The organism is Cytobacillus luteolus (assembly GCF_017873715.1).
Classification (GTDB): Bacteria; Bacillota; Bacilli; order Bacillales; family Bacillaceae_L; genus Bacillus_BV; species Bacillus_BV luteola.
The window spans coordinates 1-19196 of sequence record NZ_JAGGKM010000005.1 but is presented as its reverse complement, the minus strand read 5'-3'; the positions used below and the strand labels follow the sequence as shown (position 1 = coordinate 19196).

The window sequence follows — 19196 nt, the reverse complement described above, 5'->3', positions numbered from 1 at the left end:
TAACCTTAAAAATTTATTGTGAGAAGTAAAGTTCGTACGGTAAGATAGACATGCTGATATTTTTAAAAAGTTGGTGAGCATATTGAAGCTTGATGAAATAGATAAAAAAATCCTTCAACTCTTAACTGAAAACGGTAGGATGTCCTATGTTGATATTGGAAAAGAGCTCAGCCTATCAAGGGTAGCCATTCGTGAGCGAGTCAATCAGCTGATGGAAAATGGTGTGATTGAAAAATTTTCGGTCGTGATAAACTCTGAAAAGGTTGGTAAAGGGGTTTCTGCATTTTTTGAGGTAGACTGTGAACCAGCATCTTTAGTTAAGGTGGCTGAAGCATTGGCGAACAATCCCCAGGTCGCTAGCTGTTACCAGATGACTGGCCCTAGTACATTACATATGCATGTTCTAGTTGAGGATTTTGTAAAGCTAGAGAACTTTATAAACGAGGAACTATATAGTTTAGAAGGAATCACAAGGGTTGAGAGCCATATTTTATTACGTCGCTTTAAGAGTAGAACAGGACTAAAATTATAAAAAAGACTTTAGGGTATCACAGTACCGTAAAGTCTTTTTACATTTATTCCGGATAACCGCAGTTACCTTCCTTCGTTTCTTCAAGAGACGTTTTGTTGTCTGCGTGCTCTCTGTCGCTGTACTCAGGATAAGCAGCATTTCCTTCGTTTGTTTTCTGGAATTGTTCATTTCTACCTTGGTTCTTTTCTGGCATTAGGTTCACCCTTTCCTACATAGTCGTTTGTAGTTTGCGTGAACTTGCCGTATTTTACTCTTATTCTGTCAGCTCTTTTCTACTAAATACCTGTGTTGCCAAGATTAGTAAGCCAACGATTAAAGCAATGGTTACCGTTATTGCTAAGGTAAAATGCTCTCCTGTTGTTTCTGTCATAAAGAAGCTGTGTGAATGTCCTGAAAGTCGAGCTGGAGACCAGATCATCCATTTTGATAACAATGAAGTAATTGCAGATAAAAGAATAGCTGTAAGAATTGTAACGAATGCAACTATCCCACTGCTTTTTAAAAATGAACTGAATAAGACAGTGACCGTTATTAGAAACGCAAGCCATACAAAGTAAATAAGCGATCCATTAAGAAGTGTCGAAAAGGCGATTTCGCCAATCAATAGAGTTGTATAGTACCAGGAAGCTACCATTCCTAAGAAAAATGAGATTCCTACAAGTAACACCGCACTTATCCACTTTGCTGTAATGTAGGATGTAAATGACACAGGTTTAACTAGAATCATCCCTGCCACTCCGCTACTTCTTTCACCTGCAACAATTCCCATAAAGCCAAGTGCTAGGACGAGTACGCCAATCTGACTGTATTGTCCAAGTGTGCCAACCAGGACTTCCGCGCTTGACGGCACAGGAATGTTAAGAACTGCACCCTCTGGCAGCTCTCCCGCTGTTTCAAGGATTTGAGGTAAATAATAGCTCGTTACAGGCTGCATAATTCCTAGAAGGATAAACACTAGAGGCATCCACAACAACTTAAAGTTACGACTCATTTCCAGCCATTCTTTTTTGAATAAAATAAACCATTGGCTCATGATTTTACCACCTTCATAAATAAATCTTCTAATGATGAACGGCCAACTGAAAAAGAAGTAATTGGGATATTCTTTGAGGAAATGTCTTGAATTAACTTCATTCTCGCTTCCTCAACATTTGTTACAAAAATTGTTGCAGTATGGCCATCTGAATTCATACTTGATACCCAATCATATTCTTTAATACTAGTAAGCCAGTCTTGAATATTTTCTTCAGCTGATACTGTTAGCAGCGGTTGTTGATGATTGCGTCTAAGCTCTGGTAACGTTCCTTCCAAAGCAACCTCACCCTTACGGATAATAACAATATCATCACATACCTCCTCAGCATCATGTAGGACATGCGTTGAAAAAAGGATGGTAGTTTGTTTCTTAAGCTCTCTCATCATTTCAATCACTTCACGGCGACCTACAGGGTCAAGAGCTGAAACGGGTTCATCAAGCATGATAAGCCTTGGATTATGAATCATTGTTTGAGCAATTCCTAAGCGTTGCTTCATTCCACCTGAAAATCCACGAATTCTCTTTTTCTTTGCATCTACTAGACCTACTAATTCTAGTAACTCATCCGTTTTTGCTTTTGCTTCTTTTTTTGATAGATGGGCAAGTTGACCCACATATAATAGGAATTCTTCAGCCGTCATCCAGTTATAAAATACCGGATGCTGAGGTAAATAACCAATATGTTGACGATGATCTCCCTTTTCCATTCCTGTAAATTGAATCGAACCACTTGTTGGCTTAATAATTCCCGCAAGCATTCGTAGTGTTGTTGTTTTACCTGCACCATTCGGTCCAAGTAAGGCGATACAACTTCCTTTTTTGATCTCAAAAGAGACATTGTTCACAGCTTTTTCTTTTCCGAACGATTTTGTAAGATTGCTAATTGTAACTAATGACATACTCTATTTCTTCCTTCCAACAACAAAGTAAAGAATTGGTCCAATCATACTGACAAATAAAATCAGTAACACCCAAAGCAACTTAGGACCATTCGTTTCCTCACTTCGAATCAAATCTACCAATGCTGTCACCATTAAAATTAATTGTATTATTGCGATTGGTGCAAGTAACGCCCAATTTAACTGTGCAAGTTCTGCCATCATCATCTTCCCCCTCAATTTGTTTATCCGAAGATAATACGATGGACGCAGTAAAAAAGTTCAATGAAAAATAAAATTTTTTATTTTGGGGCCTGACCCCCGGCGCGGTGATGCGTTAACGCACCGGGGGTCAGGCCCCAGATGACACAAAAAAGCCTACCCGGTTAGGGGTAGGCTTTTTGTGTCAGTTTAGACGGTTGCCATGCCAATTGAGGCATCTGTATTTTCGTCTTGTTCTGATTTATCTTCATCTGCTGGTGTTTCTTCAGCATCTTCTGTATTTTCTTCTGCTTGTTCAGCTGGTTGTTTTGATGCACTCTCTTCTTGTTCTAAAGAAGTTAGTGGTTGGTTAAAAAACTCGATTGGATTTACTGCTACACCATTGTTTCGAATTTCAAAGTGAACATGTGTGTCAGCATCTTTGTTAAATAGATTTTTTCCAGCTTTAGCAATCACTTGACCTTGATCTACACGGTCACCTTGTTCAACCATCACATCAGCAAGTGAATGGTATACTGTGACCACACCTTCTGCATGCTCGATTTCAACAATGTTTCCAAATAAAGAATCTTGTTCAGATCTGACAACTGTACCAGATAGTGAAGCTGCTACATCAAAGCTTTTTCCATCTTTCGCTACGATGTCAATTCCTTTGTTCGGATAGTACGTGTTTTCATAGGATACTAGCGCTGCTTCTTGATCTTCTTTGCTACCATCTGCATCATAGAATTGCTTGTGAATCTCAACCGCGTCTTCATCAAGTACAGGCATTGCAAAGTTTTCGACTGTTGAGTTTACCGGTACAGCTGGTTCACCATTTTGTGCTGTTCCTGGTAGTTCCTCGTTGATGTTTGGCTCATCGTCTGCTACATCATTGTTTGCACTTTGGAACCATAACACACCTGTCAGAATAATTGCTGCACTAGCTAAATAAATTGCCGGAAACACCCAACGCTTTTTGAAAAAACGTTGTAAATTTGAACTTGAATTTTGAGAAGTACGTTTGTTTTCTTCCTCTCTCATGTTTCATCACCTCAGCAATCATTCTGAACAAATCTAGCATTTTATATACATCTCTTAAAAACTTTTTTTCGATTATTTTTCGACAAAATCAAAATAATATACATAAAAGCTAAAATTTCTTTGAAAATGATATACTTAGAGGGGTTTATTAAGCGATATTAGGAGGTTTCTCATTTGTTCAAACGTATTATGTATTTCAGTATTAAAATCGCTCCCTTCGTCTATATGGGGTTAATATGGATTCTGTCGAGTCTGCCTCACGATGCAGTTATTGATACACCTTATTCATGGGACCGAGCATTTAAGGAGTCTCTTCACTTAATTGCGTTTGGTATTCTGTATCTCCTATTTGTTCTTTCCTTTGCTGTTGATGGGAAGCTAACCCATAAAACAAGCAAGATTGCTGCTGCAATTGCCATCTCCTATGGATTTATTGATGAATTACATCAATATTTTGTTCCATACCGTTCAGCAACTGTCATCGACATCGTTAAAGATACAATCGGAGTACTTGTAGCCTACTATTTAATTCGCCGCTTCTACTTGACAAAAAAAGGGGCCTGACCCCCAGCGCGTTAAAGCTTTAACGCAGTGGGGGTCAGGCCCCTGTTGTTATTGTTTGGCTGTGAATTTTGTAATGTATGTGTCTGCTGAAGTGATTTGGACGCCTTGGTAGTAGTGTGAAATAATTTGTTCGTGAGTTTTCCCTTCAGCTGCCATTCCATTGGCTCCATATTGACTCATGCCCACACCGTGGCCATAGCCTTTTGTTGAGATAACGATATTATTGCCGCTGCGTTTCCATTCGAAATCTGATGAGCGTAATTCGAGCAATTCACGGATTTGACGTCCGGTAAACTTTTTATTGCCAATTTCTACTTCTCCTACACGCTTGCCAGGAGTTCTTGATATCACTTTTCCAATGGTACTATCATTCCCCAGTTTTACACCTAGGGCTATCTCAAAATCCTTAACTGAAATCGTTTTTTGATCGTAAAATCTTGGAGACTCTTTGTCCCAAGGGCTTTCAACACTTTTTAGATAAGGAAATGCATTTTGCCAATATGCTTCTGAGTTTTCTGTATACCCATTACTAGTAGAGAAAAACTGTGCTTCGATTGGCTGATTATTATACGTTAAGATCTTACCTTGTGTTTGTACAACCGCTTCCTGTATTTTACCTAAATGAACTTCATAGTCTTTTCCCCACTGCTTTTTAAGTTCATCCTTTGACTTATAGACTTGGAATAAGACCGTGTCTCCTACATCTGCACCTTCAGGAATGCCAATCTTTTCTGTATTAAGTAATTGTTTTACTATATATGTTCTTGCAGCCAATGCTTGTGCTTTCAAAGCTTCAGGCTCAAAGTTTGCATGCATTTCTGAAGCAACTACCCCCACTACATAATCTTCAATTGGTACCTTTTCAATAGTATTTAATTTACTCCTATATACAGCCACTTCAAAGGTAGGTCCTGTTGGGAGTGACACCTTTGCTTGCTTTTCAGCTTGAAGCTCTTCTCCAAGTTGGCCACTTACTTTGTCACCAAAGGGCATGACAAGTAATGTAGGGATCATTAAAATGACAACGAATAAGACTGATACGAGTGCGACTATTGGTTTCAATGGGTTCATCAATGCTGGCCTCCATTATTGTGTAGTGTTCTTGCCTATATTTCATGATATGGAGGAGGACAAGCTTTTATGACAAGTAGATTAGACAATCCTTATTTTTTTAAAAGGAGCCGCCCAAAACAAAAAAGATCAGAGAACCAATCTGACAATTCATCAGTCGATTCTCTAATCTTTTTGGGTAAGTTACATATTTACATTTGCTTGTTCTTCAGGTTGAACGATTGTTAGGTCAGCGATGCGCTCGATATCAGCTCCAAGGCCAGCTAATTTATCATGGAAATTAACATAACCACGGTCTAGATGCTTTAATTCGGTTACACGTGTATAACCGTCAGCAACTAATCCTGATAAAATGAGTGCTGCCGCTGCACGTAAGTCTGTTGCAGATACTTCTGCTCCCTGAAGTTCTGAAGGGCCATTGATAATAACGGAACGACCTTCAATTTTAATATCGCCATTCATACGGCGGAATTCTTCAACATGCATGAAACGATTTTCAAATACTGTTTCTGTAATGACACTTGTGCCTTTTGCACATAGAAGTAAAGCCATCATCTGTGACTGCATATCTGTTGGAAATCCTGGGTGAGGCATGGTCTTGATGTCAATTGGTTTTAACTTTTCAGGTCCAATTACACGTAGGCCATCTCTTTCTTCAATAATTTTGATACCCATTTCTTCCATTTTTGCTACTAATGAGCTTAAATGTTCTGGTACTGCTCCTTGAACAAGTACATTTCCGCCAGTAATTGCTGCAGCAACCATAAAAGTACCTGCTTCAATTCTGTCAGGAATGATATTGTGTCTAGTACCTCGTAATTTTTCTACACCTTCAATTCGGATTGTTCCAGTACCTGCTCCTCTTACCTTCGCTCCCATCGAGTTAAGGAAGTTGGCAAGGTCTACAATCTCAGGCTCTTTTGCAGCATTTTCAATTACGGATGTTCCTTCTGCTAAAGATGCAGCCATCATAATATTTTCAGTTGCCCCAACACTTGGGAAATCTAGATAAACCTTTGCACCGCGAAGTTTACCTTCAACCTGTGCGTCAATAAAACCATTACCTACTTTAACAACTGCTCCCATTGCTTCAAAGCCCTTTAAATGTTGGTCAATTGGACGTGATCCAATCGCACAACCTCCAGGCAGAGCAACTCGTGCACGACCATTACGAGCTAGTAGTGAGCCCATAACAAGTACGGATGCGCGCATTTTGCGGACATATTCAAATGGTGCTTCTGTTTTCAGCTCTCCTGATGCATCAACGACGATTTCATTATTTTTAAAAGAAACCTCTGCCCCTAAATAGCGCAGAACTTCATTAATCGTATATACATCTGAAAGCGTGGGTACATCACATATAATGCTCTTTCCATCACTAGCTAACAAGGATGCAGCGATAACAGGTAGTACGGCATTTTTTGCGCCTTCAACTTTGACTGTGCCGTTTAACTTTTTACCGCCGCGGACGATGATTTTTTCCAAGGTATTCCCCTCCGCGTCCATTTTCTCTATATTAATATTCAGAAGTTATGATTGGTGTTCCAACTACAATCGTAGTCTTACTATCCAATCCAGAATTTCGTAATGCGATTTGTATATTCATTTTCTCATTTAAAGTTGGAATATCGTTCTTCCAGTTGTCAGTATATGCAGACACCGAGACAAATGTCTCTTCTTTTGTTGCTTCAATTTCGTCTGCATTAAATTCTTCTAAAAGATAATCGACCTGATTATACAAAACCCCCTCAATTCTATCACTGTATTCACCCTTTAAACAAGTGAAAATTGTGGGATTTTCTTGAAAGATGTCATTCTTTGTCGATTCGAAGGAATTATAGAAAGATTCCACTAAATCGCGGTCTAGCTGCGTCCCTTTTGCATCATAAACTAAATACGTATGGGACTTTTGGTTTATGGGGGTTGATAAAATTTTTATTGTTTCTGTTTTTTGTGAATCTATATAAATACCTGTTGCTACCCATTTTTCTTCTTCTTCAGTAATGATCCAATTAAAACGATTGTCTGTTTGTGTTTGCTTTAATTGAACTAGTTCTAAAAAATCATCATAATCATGTACGGTTGTAATCGTTTCTTTTGCATAAAAAGACCATTCTTCGATAGTAATCTTATTTTTTTCAAAAACTTCAACCATATCATCAATAGGCCTATTCCCCGTTGCACTACTTTCTAAACTTCCATACATAACCAATGTAAAAATAAAAATAACTGACATACTAACTGTGATTATTTTATTCAAACCGCTCACTCCCTCTCCTTACTACTCATTCTTGCCAGATATTAGAGTGACATACGTGGAAAAACTCGTCATTCTTTGACAATATTGGTGAGGGTTCGAGAGTTAATTTTTAACAAACAAAAAACCCCGATCATCTCGGAGTTATAGTTAAAACAATGATGGAAGCTGCTGTGACCACATTAAGTAGTCTAGGAAAAAGTTACTTACTGTTGATCCAATAGCAATTGTAGTGAAGATTAATACAAGTCTTGCTTGAATAACGTGGTTTGGTTTTAGAATTTTTTCGTAGTTAATGGATTGTAGTGCCCACCATGTGATTGATATAAACAATAAATGTGAAAAGATGCTTATTAAGGCTTGTTGGCCGAATCCTGCTAGCATGTTGTGTTCCTCCTATCGTTAAAATGAGTCAAAATTAAGTATTTTATCAATTTTGGTAAGTATTTAACAAAATTAAGTAAGTATTTGACCGAATCAGGTAAGTATTTATTCGATTTAGGTAAGTATTCCTACCAGAAAGGAAAGTATTCCCTTAAAATGGAAACAAATCACTCGAAATTACCCCATTTACAACAAAAAGAAGGGGTCCCCCAACCCCTTCCTTTCTTATATAAACATATCCCCTAAAAAATTAACCAATAAAATCAGAAAAACGGTCAAACTGGCTTAGGAAGTCAAGTGCGATTCCTGGGAAGATACCAAGGCCGATTGTTCCAATTACACATAGAACAACAACAATTAGTATTCCAGAAGGAAGCTTTACTTTACTATCATCTATAGCCGGTCTAAAGAACATTTGCGTTAGAATTCCAAAGTAATAGAAGTAAGACACTACCGTTGTGGCAATCATGATCGACGCTAGCACATAATGTGCAGGGCTTGTAACGAATGCACCAAGGAAGATGTTTAACTTACCAATAAATCCTGCCGTACCTGGAATACCAGCAAGAGATAGGATGAAAATACCCATTGCAACTGCTACAAGTGGTGAACGTTTATATAGGCCAGCGAATTGACTAATGTCTTCTGAGCCTGATTTATCCGTAATAACCTGTATGATTGCAAACACACCAAGGTTCATGAATAGATACGCAACAAGGTAGAACCAAATGGCATCCATCATAAAATAGGATAGTGATGCAAACGCAACTAAGATATAACCAGCTTGTGCAATACTTGAATAGGCAAGTAGTCTCTTAATATTACGTTGTCTTAACGCAATTGTATTTCCAATAATCATTGTTGCACCCGCCAGGAAGGCAATGTAATCCTGAAGGTGGAAAATTAATATTGGTGTTTCTTCGTTTCCAGATGAAACTTGACCAAAGACGATGATCATTACACGAAGGATGATCGCAAATCCAGCTGCTTTTGATACGATACTTAAGAAAGCAGTAACTGGTGTTGGTGCACCTTGGTACACATCTGGAGCCCACATGTGAAATGGAGCTGTTGCGATTTTAAATGATAAACCAACGAATATCATGAAAAACGCGATTGCAAGAACATAAATTAATTTCTCATTTTGTAGGTTACTTAACAGCGTAAAAATCTCAGTAAGATTTGTTGAGCCTGTTAATCCGTATACGTAACTCATACCAAACAAGATAAAAGCTGTTGAAATTCCACCATTGATTACATATTTCATTGCTGATTCGTTTGAAAGTTTGTTTTTCTTACGAAGTCCAGCCAAAATATATGATGAAATTGATAATAGTTCAAGACCAACAAATAGAGTGATTAAGTCTCCACTTGATGTCATAACCATCGCACCTAAAAGGGCTGTTAATAGTAAGTAGTAAAATTCCCCACGGTACTCTTTCATGCCTTCTTTAGGCTCGTAGTTCATGGCTAAAAGAAGAACCATTCCTGCCCCAACTAGCATGATTAGTTTAAATGCCTTACCGAAGCCATCTAATCTGAAAGTATCATGTAGGATTGAGGTTGCTTCTTTATCAAGAAGTCCTACTAGTGAAATGATGGCTAGTACTACCCCTGCAACTCCGATCCAACCTAGAGGTCTGCGGCTTTTATCTTTCCCCATAAACAAATCAATGATTGATAGAAGGGTAGCTACACCGATGATGATAAACTCTGGTGCCATGATACTCCATTCAAAGCTTAAAAATGTCTTGAGATCCATTCGCTTACCCTCCTAACCCAATCATTATAGTATCAAGCACAAGCTGTAAAGGTTGTGAAAGGACATTTGGATATACCCCGATTAATACAATTAAACCAAGTAAAACAAACACAGGGACGAACTCGATTGGACGCATGTCAAATGCGTTTTCATATGTGTTGTTTGGTTTTCCGTAAGTCACATTTAGTACAGCTCTTAGTAAATAGACAGCCGTCATAATAATCCCAATTGCTCCGACTGCTGCAATAATTGGCATTTCTTTAAATAAACCTAAAAACGCCATGAATTCCGCAACGAAACCTGACATACCAGGTAAGCCTAGTGAAGCCATCGCTGCTGTTAATAAGAATCCAGCGGCTATTGGCATAACTTTTGCAAGTCCGCCTAAACGCCCGATCATAGAAGTTCCCACACGCTCATAAATGACTCCGATTAAGAAGAACATTAATGCTGAAATTAATCCATGTGAGATTACTTGGAAAATAGCCCCTTGAATCCCTGCTTCATTTAATGAACCAAGACCAATCAAGACAATTCCCATGTGTGAAATACTTGAATAGGCAAGTACCATTTTAAAATCATCTTGGATGAATGCTAAAAATGCACCGTACAATAGGTTAATTACACCAAGAATAGCAATTAGGACGGCCATTGATTTAAACTCTTCCGGGAAAAATCCTAATCCAAAGCGGATTAAACCGAATGCACCAATTTTCAAAAGGATCCCTGAGTGTAGCATTACAATCGCTGGTGGAGCTTGAACGTGCACTCGAAGCATCCAGCTGTGTAGTGGGAAGATTGGTAACTTAATCCCGAATGCTACCATTAATGCAATTAATAAACCATAACGTAACTCAGTTGTAATTGCACCGAATGTAGGAACTGTCCCTTGTGGTGAAGCTAAAATGGCTGTAATTGCAGAGATTTTTGTAGTCCCTGTTTTTGCAAATAAAATCATAATAACAATCAATAGAATGGCAGAACCGATTCCATTGTAAATTAAGAAACTAAATGCAGCTTTTTCTTTTTCAAAATAACCCCATTTACCAATTAGGAAGAACATTGGAATTAATGTTAATTCGAAAAAGATAAAGAATAGAATTAAGTTTTCTGCTGCAAATACCCCAAGCATCCCTAACTCAAGAAGTAGGAATAGCATGAAATAGCCTTTCCATTCTTTTTTAATATGAATGGAAGCAATTGCTGCAAGAGTTGAAAGAATGGCTGTTAGCAAAATCATGACTAGAGAGAAACCATTGATTCCTAAGTCATATTCAACTGAAAACGGCCCATCCTTGATAAATCCAAACCAATTATATTTTTCCGTATACTGAGCAAGGTCTGCACCTGCTCTGTATGAGAAATATAGAAATAATGAAAGTAGTAATGCTGGAACTGTTGCTAAAAATCCTACTATTTTAATCGTTTGTTCCTGAACTTTAGGGACAAACGCTAATAAAATAATTCCTAATAGTGGGGAGAATACTAATAGCGATAAAAGATATGATTCGTTCATCCGAAGTACCCCCCTGTTAAAGCAAGTATTGCTAAGAGTAGTGCAAGTCCTACAAATGCAACAGATGCATAGGTTTGAACTTGACCATCTTGAAATTTAGATCCATATTTCCCAATATTTTGTGTAGCAGCTGCCACACCACTTACAATTCCTCCAATGAGGAAGCGTTCGATGTATTTTAAGAACAAGCTGAACACTTTTACAGCATACACAATTGTTGTTTCATAAAGCTCATCAACAAAGTATTTGTTGTATAGGACATTGTAAGTCATTGGGAAACGTGATGTTAACCAATCTCTTGAGATTGATTTTTTACTGTAAATTAAGTAGGCAAGTAAAATACCTGCTAAGGATACTACGATGGCTACTATCATAATCCATTTTGGACCTGAAACATGGCCATGCCCTAATGCATGTGAATCAGCTACTAGCCAATCTCCTAAAAACGTGCCAAACCATGGTGTATTGACGTAACCAGCAAAAATCGCTAATACCCCTAACACAATCATAGGAACTGTCATCACACTTGGAGACTCATGAACATTCTTCTGCTTGCTTCTTGACTCTCCAGAGAACACCATGAAGAATAAACGGAACATATAAAATGCTGTAAGGAAAGCAGTAATAACAGCTAACCAGAATAACCCGTAGTTTCCATGTGCCCATGTTGCAAGTAAGATTTCCTCTTTACTAAAGAAACCTGAGAATAAAGGGACACCACTAATTGCTAATGTACCAATTAAAAATAATGGCCCTGTAATGCGAAGCTTTTTCCAAAGTCCGCCCATTTCCTCGATGTTTTGTGAATGAACCGCATGAATAACACTACCTGCTGCTAGGAATAGCAATGCTTTAAAGAAAGCATGTGTCATTAAGTGGAACACACCCGCCACATAACCAGCAGATCCTAATGCAAGCATCATGTACCCAAGCTGACTCACTGTTGAGTATGCAAGAACACGCTTAATGTCTTTTTGCACAAGACCGATAGATGCTGCAAAAATAGCTGTGATTGCACCAATTACAGCAACTGTCATTAATGCAGTCTCACTCGCTGCAAATAATGGGAAGGTTGCTGCTACTAAATATACCCCTGCTGCAACCATTGTCGCTGCGTGGATTAATGCTGAAACAGGTGTAGGACCTTCCATCGCATCAGGTAACCATGTATGTAATGGGAACTGACCAGATTTACCAACTGCTCCAACGAAAATTAAAATCGCTGTTAATGTAATCATTGTCATTGAAATTGTTCCAGCTTCAACTGCTTGGAAAATCTCATCATATTCAAAGCTACCAACCTGCCAGAATAATAAAATCATCCCGATTAGTAAGCCCACGTCACCAATACGTGTCATAATAAATGCTTTTTTCGCTGCAGCTCTTGCTTCTTCCTTATAAAAGTAGAAACCAATTAATAGGAAAGAACCAACACCTACAAGCTCCCAAAAAATATACGTTTGTAATAGGTTAGGAGAAATAACTAATCCTAACATTGCAAATGTAAATAAGCCTAAATACGCATAGAATACTGGAAAGCGTTCATCGCCATGCATATATCCTTTTGAATACATATGAACGAGAAAGCTGACTAGCGATACTATTACTAACATAAGTGCATTTAACTGATTCACTTCAAAACCCGCTGTTAATTGAACATCCCCAATTGTTAGCCAAGTCGCCTCAGCCTTGTAGGTCGGTGCTGTAAAACGCTCAAAGAGCACCAACAACGAATAAACAAATGATATAGCTGTTAAAAACATACCTACATAGGCACTAGATTCTTTCATTTGTTTTCCGAACACAAGAAGGAACAAAAAAGAGATAAGCGGGAAAAGCGGAATGATCCATGCATTTTCCATCATCGTATCACAATCCCCTTCTTCATTAGATGCTAGAACTAAAATTCGTATCATTCACATGATGCTCTAACATCTTTAAAGTAGAAACCTTAATTTTTCATTGAGTTCATTTCGTCAACATTTACTGTTTTACGGTTGCGATATAACGCAATTAGAATGGCCAATCCGACAGCTGCTTCTGCTGCTGCAACAGTAATTGCAAATAGTGCGAAGATTTGCCCAGTAATATTAGGCATTAATCCAAATTTACTGAATGCAACAAGGTTAATGTTAACTGCATTCAGCATCAATTCAATCGATATTAATACGATAACCGTATTACGCTTTGTTAGTGCACCATATAAACCGATGCAAAATAAAATAAGTGCTAAGATAAGGTAGGCTGATAATGGAACTGAACTCATTCCTCTTTCGCCTCCTCTTCTTCATCTTTTTTCGCAAGTACAATGGCACCAATTAGAGCAACTAATAATACAACAGACATTAATTCAAACGGGATAATGAACTTTGTATACAAGGTAACACCGATTTGCTCAGTATTATTTTCGTGTAGCGTTGTCTCATAAGTTCCAAGGTCTAAATCATAAATTCCAAAATAAACGGCAACCCCAAACCCAATAACTCCAAGGAAAACAATTATTTTTCTTGGCCAACTAGTTTTTGGTTCACTTACATCGTTATGGCGTGTAAGCATGATTCCAAATAACATAATAATTGTAATTGCTCCAGAGTATATTAGGATTTGAACAACTGCGATAAACTCAGCAGAAAGCATTACGTAAATACCAGCAATACTGATAAATGTAAATACTAATGCAACGACCATGTGCACAACCTTTGACAAGTTGAGCATCAAGATTCCACCGCCCATGGCTACGACTGCAAGAAGTATAAAAATGAGAAATTCTCCTGTCAAACTCACGCTTTATTCTCCTTTCGGACGTTTGTATCATTTTCATCCAACCACTCAAGGTTTTTAAACAACTCATCTCGGCTGTATTCAGCAAGCTCAAAATTATTTGTCATAATAATTGCTTCAGTTGGACAAACCTCTGTACAAAGGTCACAAAGGATACAGATTTCAAAGTTGATATCATACGTATCGATGATTTTTCCTTTTTTCGTTGGATCAGGATGCTTTTTACCCGTTAACTGAATACAGTCTGTCGGGCAAATATTGGCACACTGATTACAAACGATACATTTTTCCGGATAAAACTTTTGAATCCCTCTAAATCGATCCGGTAGAGGTAACGGCTCATGTGGATAACCATACGTTACTCTCTTCATCGTTAATCCGTTAAGGGTATATTTTAAACCTTTGAGTAAACCAAGCATGTTCTGTCACCCCTTTGTTTCAGGTAATTTAGTATGCATTAGAAGAACAATTCTTTTATTAATGCTGAAATAAAGATGTTCGCTAATGCCACCGGTAATAATACTTTCCAACCGAACTCCATCAGTTGGTCTGCACGCATACGTGGGAATGTATAACGAATCCACATTAAAATAAACACAACAAAACTAAATTTCAATGCAAACCACACTGCTCCTGGAATGAAATCTAGGAACATAACAGGATGCCATCCACCTAGGAATAGTACTGTTGTTAATGCAGCCATTGCAAACAGATAAACATATTCTGCTAGCATGAAAAATGCCCAACGGAAACCAGAGTATTCAACATGGAAACCAGCTACTAGCTCTGATTCTGCTTCTGGTAAGTCAAATGGCGTACGATTTAATTCAGCAATAGATGCGATAAAGAATACTAAGAATCCAACTGGCTGTAAGAAAATGTACCATACATTCTCCTGTGCTTCGACGATATCAACTAAGTTCAAGCTTCCAGTGAATAAAATAACACCAATAACTGACATAACTAATGGGATTTCATAGGAAATCATTTGGGCAGCTGCACGCATACCACCCATTAGTGCATACTTGTTATTTGATGCCCAACCACCGGTTACGATACCAACTGTTGTAATACCTGATACAGCAATATAATAAAGGAGACCTACCCCAATATTTGCAAATTGTAACTTATCCGTAAAAGGAATCGTTGCTAAAACCATGAATGCTGGTGCAAATGCAATAATTGGAGCAAGAATAAACAATGGACGATCCGCAAGCTTAGGAATTGTATCTTCTTTTAAAAGAAGCTTCAAAACGTCAGCAATTGTTTGTAAGAGTCCCCAACTACCACCTGTTTGGTTCGGACCAATACGCCCCTGCATAAAACCCATGACTTTACGTTCAGCAAGGATACCATACGTAACGAAACCAAGAACAACCATTAGTAGTGCTGTTGCCAGCCCAAAGAAAATTCCAAAATTGAGCCAACTCGGAGGTGAATTTAGTAGATTCTCGATCATTATCCATCAACCTCCCCAAGTACAATATCAATTGCACCTAAGATAGTAATTAAGTTTGCCATATTTTCACCCTCAAGAAGCTTAGGGAGAATTTGTAGATTATAAAAAGATGGACGACGGAATTTTAAGCGATACGGTTCTTTTTTACCATCACTCGCAATGTAGCAACCGATTTCACCACGTGGTGATTCGATTCGAACAAACGCTTCACCTTTAGGTGCTTTGATGATTTTTGGAACCTTAGCCATAATCTCGCCTTCTGCTGGAAATTGCTCGACAGCTTGCTCGATAATTTTCAATGACTCTTCAATCTCAGCCATACGAATTTCATAGCGTGCCCAAGCATCTCCACCTTCACGTACAGGAACATCAAAATCAAAACGATCATAGATTGAATATGGCTCATCTTTACGAAGATCCCATTTCACACCTGTACAACGAAGATTTGCACCACTTAATGAGTAAGCAATTGCATCCTCTTTTGAATATTTACCGACACCTTTAACACGGTTAAGGAAAATCTCATTTCCTGTTACAAGGTTATGGTAGCCTTCTAGCTCTTTACGCATATACGGTACGAAGTCACGAACCTTTTCAATCCAACCTTCTGGAGCGTCCCATTTTACTCCACCAACACGCATGTAGTTAAATGTTAAACGTGCTCCTGAAAGTTCATTTAATAGGTTAATAATCATCTCACGTTCCCTAAACGCATAAAGGAACGGGCTTACTGCCCCAATATCAAGTAAGTATGTCCCCCACCAAACTAAGTGACTAGCAACTCTTCCAAGTTCCATTGCAAGAACACGTAAATACTCTGCACGCTCAGGAATTTCAATATCCATCATTGTTTCAACAGCATGGCAAAGAACATAGTTATTTGTCATCGCAGATAAATAATCCAAACGGTCAGTGTATGGAATGATTTGCGTGTATTGAAGATTTTCTGCTAGTTTCTCAGTTCCGCGGTGAAGATACCCGATCACTGGTGTAGCTTCTGTAATTGTTTCGCCATCAATTTTGACGACTAATCGGAACACTCCATGTGTACTAGGATGTTGCGGTCCGACGTTTAGGAGCATTTCTTCTGTACGAATCATATGCTACACCTCCACATCGTAAGGTTCATAGTCTTTTCTAAGTGGGTATCCCACCCAATCTTCCGGTAACATGATTCGAGTTAGGTTCGGGTGATTTTTAAACGTAATTCCTAGTAAGTCAAATGCTTCACGCTCAGGCCAGTTTGCACCTTCCCATAGCGGTTGCAATGAATCAATCACTGGTTGATCACGATCAATTTTCACCTTTAACGCAACGGATTGTCTATTTTTATATGAGAAAAGATGAACATAGATTTCCATATGAGTCTCAAAATCTGAACCATGTAGTTCTGACACATAATCAAAGCTTAATTGCTCATTAAACTTTAAGAATTGAGCAACCTTAAAGTATGTATCAGCCTTTGCTACAAGTGTTGGCACGTCCTTTGATAACGAATTAATATATGAATCTTCTAAAACATCTGACCCAATGTGTTCTGTAATGACTTTTACATATTTATCGAGGTATGGCTGATTAGGAGATGGCTTTTGCTCTTCAGCTTGCTCAGAAGCATCTGATCCAGCACCTGCTGCTTTGGCTTTTGCTGCCGCTGCTGCTTTTGCCTTTGCTGCTGCAATTGCTTTTGCCTTTTCTTTCGCTAAATCATCTGCCGAGTCGTCTCCGCCACCTGCTTTAGCTGCGGCGGCTGCCTTAGCTTTTGCCGCTGCTGCTGCTTTCGCCTTCGCTGCTGCAATTGCCTTCGCTTTCTCATCATCAGCTGAGCCTTCTCCTGACTCACTACCTTGTTGCTTAGCTAGCGCAGCTGCCTTGGCTTTTGCTGCCGCTGCTGCTTTTGCTTTTGCCGCTGCCGCCGCTTTTGCTTTGGCTGTAGCAACATCATCGTCTCCGCCTACTTCAGCTTCACCAGAAGTCTCTGCTTCTTGTTGTTTTGCTAAAGCTGCTGCTTTTGCCTTTGCAGCTGCTGCCGCTTTAGCTTTTGCCGCTGCCGCTGCCTTAGCTTTGGCTGTAGCAACATCATCGTCTCCAGCTTCTTCAGCCTCACCAACGCTTTCTGCTGCCTTTTGCTTTGCAAGTGCTGCAGCCTTTGCCTTTGCTGCCGCCGCTGCTTTCTTTTTCGCTAATTCTTTAGCATCATCAGAAGTGTCAGCCTTAGCTTGTACTTCCTCTTGCTTTGATTCTGCCTCAGATTCAGCCGCTTTTTGCTTAGCTAATGCCGCTGCTTTTGCCTTCGCAGCTGCTGCTGCTTTTTGCTTTGCAAGCTCGGCAGCCTCTTTCTTTTGTTGTTCTAAGTTATCGCTCACGACTAAATCACCTTCTTCCCAGTCTTAGCTTCGTAGCGAATCTTCTCTTTTAATTTATTTATCCCATAGATAAGAGCAGCTGGATTTGGAGGACATCCTGGAATGTAGACATCAACTGGTACGATCTGATCTACACCTTTAACAACTGCATATGACTTAACATATGGTCCACCTGCAGTCGCACAAGATCCCATAGCAATAACCCACTTCGGCTCAGGCATTTGATCATAAAGACGCTTCAAAACAGGAGCCATCTTCTTCGTAACTGTTCCAGAAACAATCATACAGTCAGACTGACGAGGAGATGTACGGAAAAAAGATCCAAAACGCTCTAAATCGTAATGTGAAGAACCTACACCCATCATCTCAATCGCACAGCAAGCAAGACCAAACGTCAATGGCCAAATCGAATTACTTCGTGCCCAACCCTTCACCTGCTCAAGCGTTGTCAAAAACACACTACGCTGCAACTCTTCCATTTCCTCTGGAGTGATATTCTCTAACTTCAAATCCTTTAAATCCATTTTAACACCTTCTTCTTCCATGCGTAGACTAGCCCAAGTAGTAACATTAATACGAAAATCAACATCTCAATTAAAGCTACAATACCCAACTTTTCATAAGCAACAGCCCATGGATACAAAAAGACTGTCTCTACATCAAAAATAACAAACATAAGTGCAAAAATATAATAACGTACATTAAACTGAACTCGCGAATCATGGAATGGCTCAATCCCACTCTCATAGGTCGTATACTTCGCCTCACTCGGAGCATGTGGCCTCAAAAAACGACCTGCAGTCAATGCAACAACCGGTAAAAGGATACCTAAGCACAAAAAGACAATTACAATCAAGTAATTGTTCAAATACTGATTAAGTAAATCCATGCCGCCCCCTCCATAACCTTAAAAAAATAATATAGTAAATAATTTGAAACTTGTAACCGTAAACATTATAGCACTTACAACAACCAGTGTCGACACATCCTCCATTTCTAAATACTAGGAATTTGCCTCCCCAAGCAAAGGAATAAATACGACTGGAAAAAACTCGTTTTTTCAAAGGAGTATTTATTCCTTTGCTTGTTTTCAGCCCAAGCTGAAAATGAGGAAACGCTAGTTTCCTCAAGGGAGGCAAATTCCGGACCAGTATAGAAATGCACACCACTCTGTCGACACTTCGTCCCCCACACCACTAGCTAGATTGCGCGAGCAATCTAGCGTACCTACACCAAGGTGGAGAAAGAAAAGTGACTGGAAAAAACTCGTTTTTTCAAAGGAGTATTTATTCCTTTGCTTGTTTTCAGCCCAAGCTGAAAATGAGGAAACGCTAGTTTCCTCAAGGGA

Annotated in this window: 22 protein-coding genes; 2 read left to right on the top strand and 20 right to left on the bottom strand. The window is 38.9% G+C overall.

Features of this window, described 5'->3' with window-relative positions; genetic code table 11:
- Positions 1 to 82: 82 nt before the first annotated feature.
- Complete coding sequence (locus J2Z26_RS14705) at positions 83 to 532, top strand: Lrp/AsnC family transcriptional regulator (RefSeq protein WP_193534797.1); 450 nt, start codon at positions 83 to 85, stop codon at positions 530 to 532.
- Positions 533 to 575: 43 nt separating this feature from the next.
- Here the strand turns inward: J2Z26_RS14705 and J2Z26_RS14700 are convergent, their stop codons facing one another.
- The 5 genes from J2Z26_RS14700 to J2Z26_RS14680 all read right to left on the bottom strand — a co-directional run bounded on the left by J2Z26_RS14700 (position 576) and on the right by J2Z26_RS14680 (position 3691).
- Positions 576 to 725 carry a hypothetical protein gene (locus tag J2Z26_RS14700; RefSeq protein WP_193470696.1) on the bottom strand — a complete coding sequence of 50 codons (150 nt, stop codon included), beginning with the start codon at positions 723 to 725 and terminating at the stop codon, positions 576 to 578.
- Positions 726 to 785: 60 nt separating this feature from the next.
- Entirely contained in the window at positions 786 to 1565 is a 780-nt protein-coding gene (locus J2Z26_RS14695) for an ABC transporter permease (RefSeq protein WP_193534756.1), read from the bottom strand.
- Positions 1562 to 2467 (bottom strand): ABC transporter ATP-binding protein, encoded by a 906-nt coding sequence (locus tag J2Z26_RS14690; RefSeq protein WP_193534757.1) that lies wholly within the window; start codon positions 2465 to 2467, stop codon positions 1562 to 1564. Before J2Z26_RS14690 ends, J2Z26_RS14695 begins: the two co-directional genes overlap by 4 nt.
- 3 nt (positions 2468 to 2470) lie before the next feature.
- Positions 2471 to 2668 (bottom strand): PLD nuclease N-terminal domain-containing protein, encoded by a 198-nt coding sequence (locus J2Z26_RS14685; RefSeq protein ID WP_193534758.1) that lies wholly within the window; start codon positions 2666 to 2668, stop codon positions 2471 to 2473.
- Between the two features lie 189 nt (positions 2669 to 2857).
- Positions 2858 to 3691, bottom strand: coding sequence for a stage II sporulation protein SpoIIQ (locus J2Z26_RS14680; RefSeq protein ID WP_193534759.1), 834 nt, complete (start codon positions 3689 to 3691; stop codon positions 2858 to 2860).
- Between the two features lie 174 nt (positions 3692 to 3865).
- Between J2Z26_RS14680 and J2Z26_RS14675 the strand changes: the two genes are divergently transcribed.
- Entirely contained in the window at positions 3866 to 4255 is a 390-nt protein-coding gene (locus J2Z26_RS14675; protein ID WP_227413606.1) for a VanZ family protein, read from the top strand.
- 48 nt (positions 4256 to 4303) lie between these two features.
- Here J2Z26_RS14675 and spoIID read toward each other — a convergent pair whose 3' ends face one another.
- From spoIID to J2Z26_RS14600, 15 genes are all read right to left on the bottom strand, one after another.
- The gene (gene spoIID / locus J2Z26_RS14670) at positions 4304 to 5326 is read right to left on the bottom strand and encodes a stage II sporulation protein D (RefSeq protein WP_193534760.1); all 1023 of its coding nucleotides are present in this window, start codon (positions 5324 to 5326) and stop codon (positions 4304 to 4306) included.
- Between the two features lie 183 nt (positions 5327 to 5509).
- Positions 5510 to 6811, bottom strand: coding sequence for a UDP-N-acetylglucosamine 1-carboxyvinyltransferase (gene murA / locus J2Z26_RS14665; protein WP_193534761.1), 1302 nt, complete (start codon positions 6809 to 6811; stop codon positions 5510 to 5512).
- A 31-nt stretch (positions 6812 to 6842) separates the two neighbouring features.
- A complete protein-coding gene (locus J2Z26_RS14660) occupies positions 6843 to 7586 on the bottom strand; it encodes a YwmB family TATA-box binding protein (RefSeq protein WP_193534762.1) in 744 nt (247 codons plus the stop codon).
- Positions 7587 to 7733: 147 nt separating this feature from the next.
- A complete protein-coding gene (locus J2Z26_RS14655; RefSeq protein ID WP_193534763.1) occupies positions 7734 to 7967 on the bottom strand; it encodes a DUF1146 family protein in 234 nt (77 codons plus the stop codon).
- Between the two features lie 250 nt (positions 7968 to 8217).
- Entirely contained in the window at positions 8218 to 9729 is a 1512-nt protein-coding gene (nuoN, locus tag J2Z26_RS14650; RefSeq protein ID WP_193534764.1) for an NADH-quinone oxidoreductase subunit NuoN, read from the bottom strand.
- A 4-nt stretch (positions 9730 to 9733) separates the two neighbouring features.
- Positions 9734 to 11245, bottom strand: a complete 1512-nt coding sequence (locus J2Z26_RS14645) for an NADH-quinone oxidoreductase subunit M (RefSeq protein WP_193534765.1) — start codon at positions 11243 to 11245, stop codon at positions 9734 to 9736.
- The gene (gene nuoL, locus J2Z26_RS14640; RefSeq protein ID WP_193534799.1) at positions 11242 to 13110 is read right to left on the bottom strand and encodes an NADH-quinone oxidoreductase subunit L; all 1869 of its coding nucleotides are present in this window, start codon (positions 13108 to 13110) and stop codon (positions 11242 to 11244) included. The genes J2Z26_RS14645 and nuoL overlap by 4 nt, the downstream gene beginning before the upstream one ends.
- Before the next feature lie 86 nt (positions 13111 to 13196).
- On the bottom strand, positions 13197 to 13511 hold the full coding sequence (nuoK, locus tag J2Z26_RS14635; protein WP_193470707.1) for an NADH-quinone oxidoreductase subunit NuoK: 315 nt from the start codon (positions 13509 to 13511) through the stop codon (positions 13197 to 13199).
- Positions 13508 to 14029, bottom strand: coding sequence for an NADH-quinone oxidoreductase subunit J (locus J2Z26_RS14630; RefSeq protein ID WP_193534766.1), 522 nt, complete (start codon positions 14027 to 14029; stop codon positions 13508 to 13510). Before J2Z26_RS14630 ends, nuoK begins: the two co-directional genes overlap by 4 nt.
- The gene (nuoI, locus tag J2Z26_RS14625; RefSeq protein ID WP_193534767.1) at positions 14026 to 14445 is read right to left on the bottom strand and encodes an NADH-quinone oxidoreductase subunit NuoI; all 420 of its coding nucleotides are present in this window, start codon (positions 14443 to 14445) and stop codon (positions 14026 to 14028) included. The genes J2Z26_RS14630 and nuoI overlap by 4 nt, the downstream gene beginning before the upstream one ends.
- A 38-nt stretch (positions 14446 to 14483) precedes the next feature.
- Positions 14484 to 15485, bottom strand: coding sequence for an NADH-quinone oxidoreductase subunit NuoH (gene nuoH, locus J2Z26_RS14620; protein ID WP_193534768.1), 1002 nt, complete (start codon positions 15483 to 15485; stop codon positions 14484 to 14486).
- A complete protein-coding gene (locus J2Z26_RS14615; protein ID WP_193534769.1) occupies positions 15485 to 16585 on the bottom strand; it encodes an NADH-quinone oxidoreductase subunit D in 1101 nt (366 codons plus the stop codon). The genes nuoH and J2Z26_RS14615 overlap by 1 nt, the downstream gene beginning before the upstream one ends.
- A gap of 3 nt (positions 16586 to 16588) precedes the next feature.
- Complete coding sequence (locus J2Z26_RS14610) at positions 16589 to 17848, bottom strand: NADH-quinone oxidoreductase subunit C (protein WP_193534770.1); 1260 nt, start codon at positions 17846 to 17848, stop codon at positions 16589 to 16591.
- A 2-nt stretch (positions 17849 to 17850) separates the two neighbouring features.
- The gene (locus J2Z26_RS14605; RefSeq protein ID WP_193534771.1) at positions 17851 to 18372 is read right to left on the bottom strand and encodes a NuoB/complex I 20 kDa subunit family protein; all 522 of its coding nucleotides are present in this window, start codon (positions 18370 to 18372) and stop codon (positions 17851 to 17853) included.
- A complete protein-coding gene (locus J2Z26_RS14600; RefSeq protein WP_193470714.1) occupies positions 18363 to 18737 on the bottom strand; it encodes an NADH-quinone oxidoreductase subunit A in 375 nt (124 codons plus the stop codon). The genes J2Z26_RS14605 and J2Z26_RS14600 overlap by 10 nt, the downstream gene beginning before the upstream one ends.
- Between the last annotated feature and the right edge of the window lie 459 nt (positions 18738 to 19196).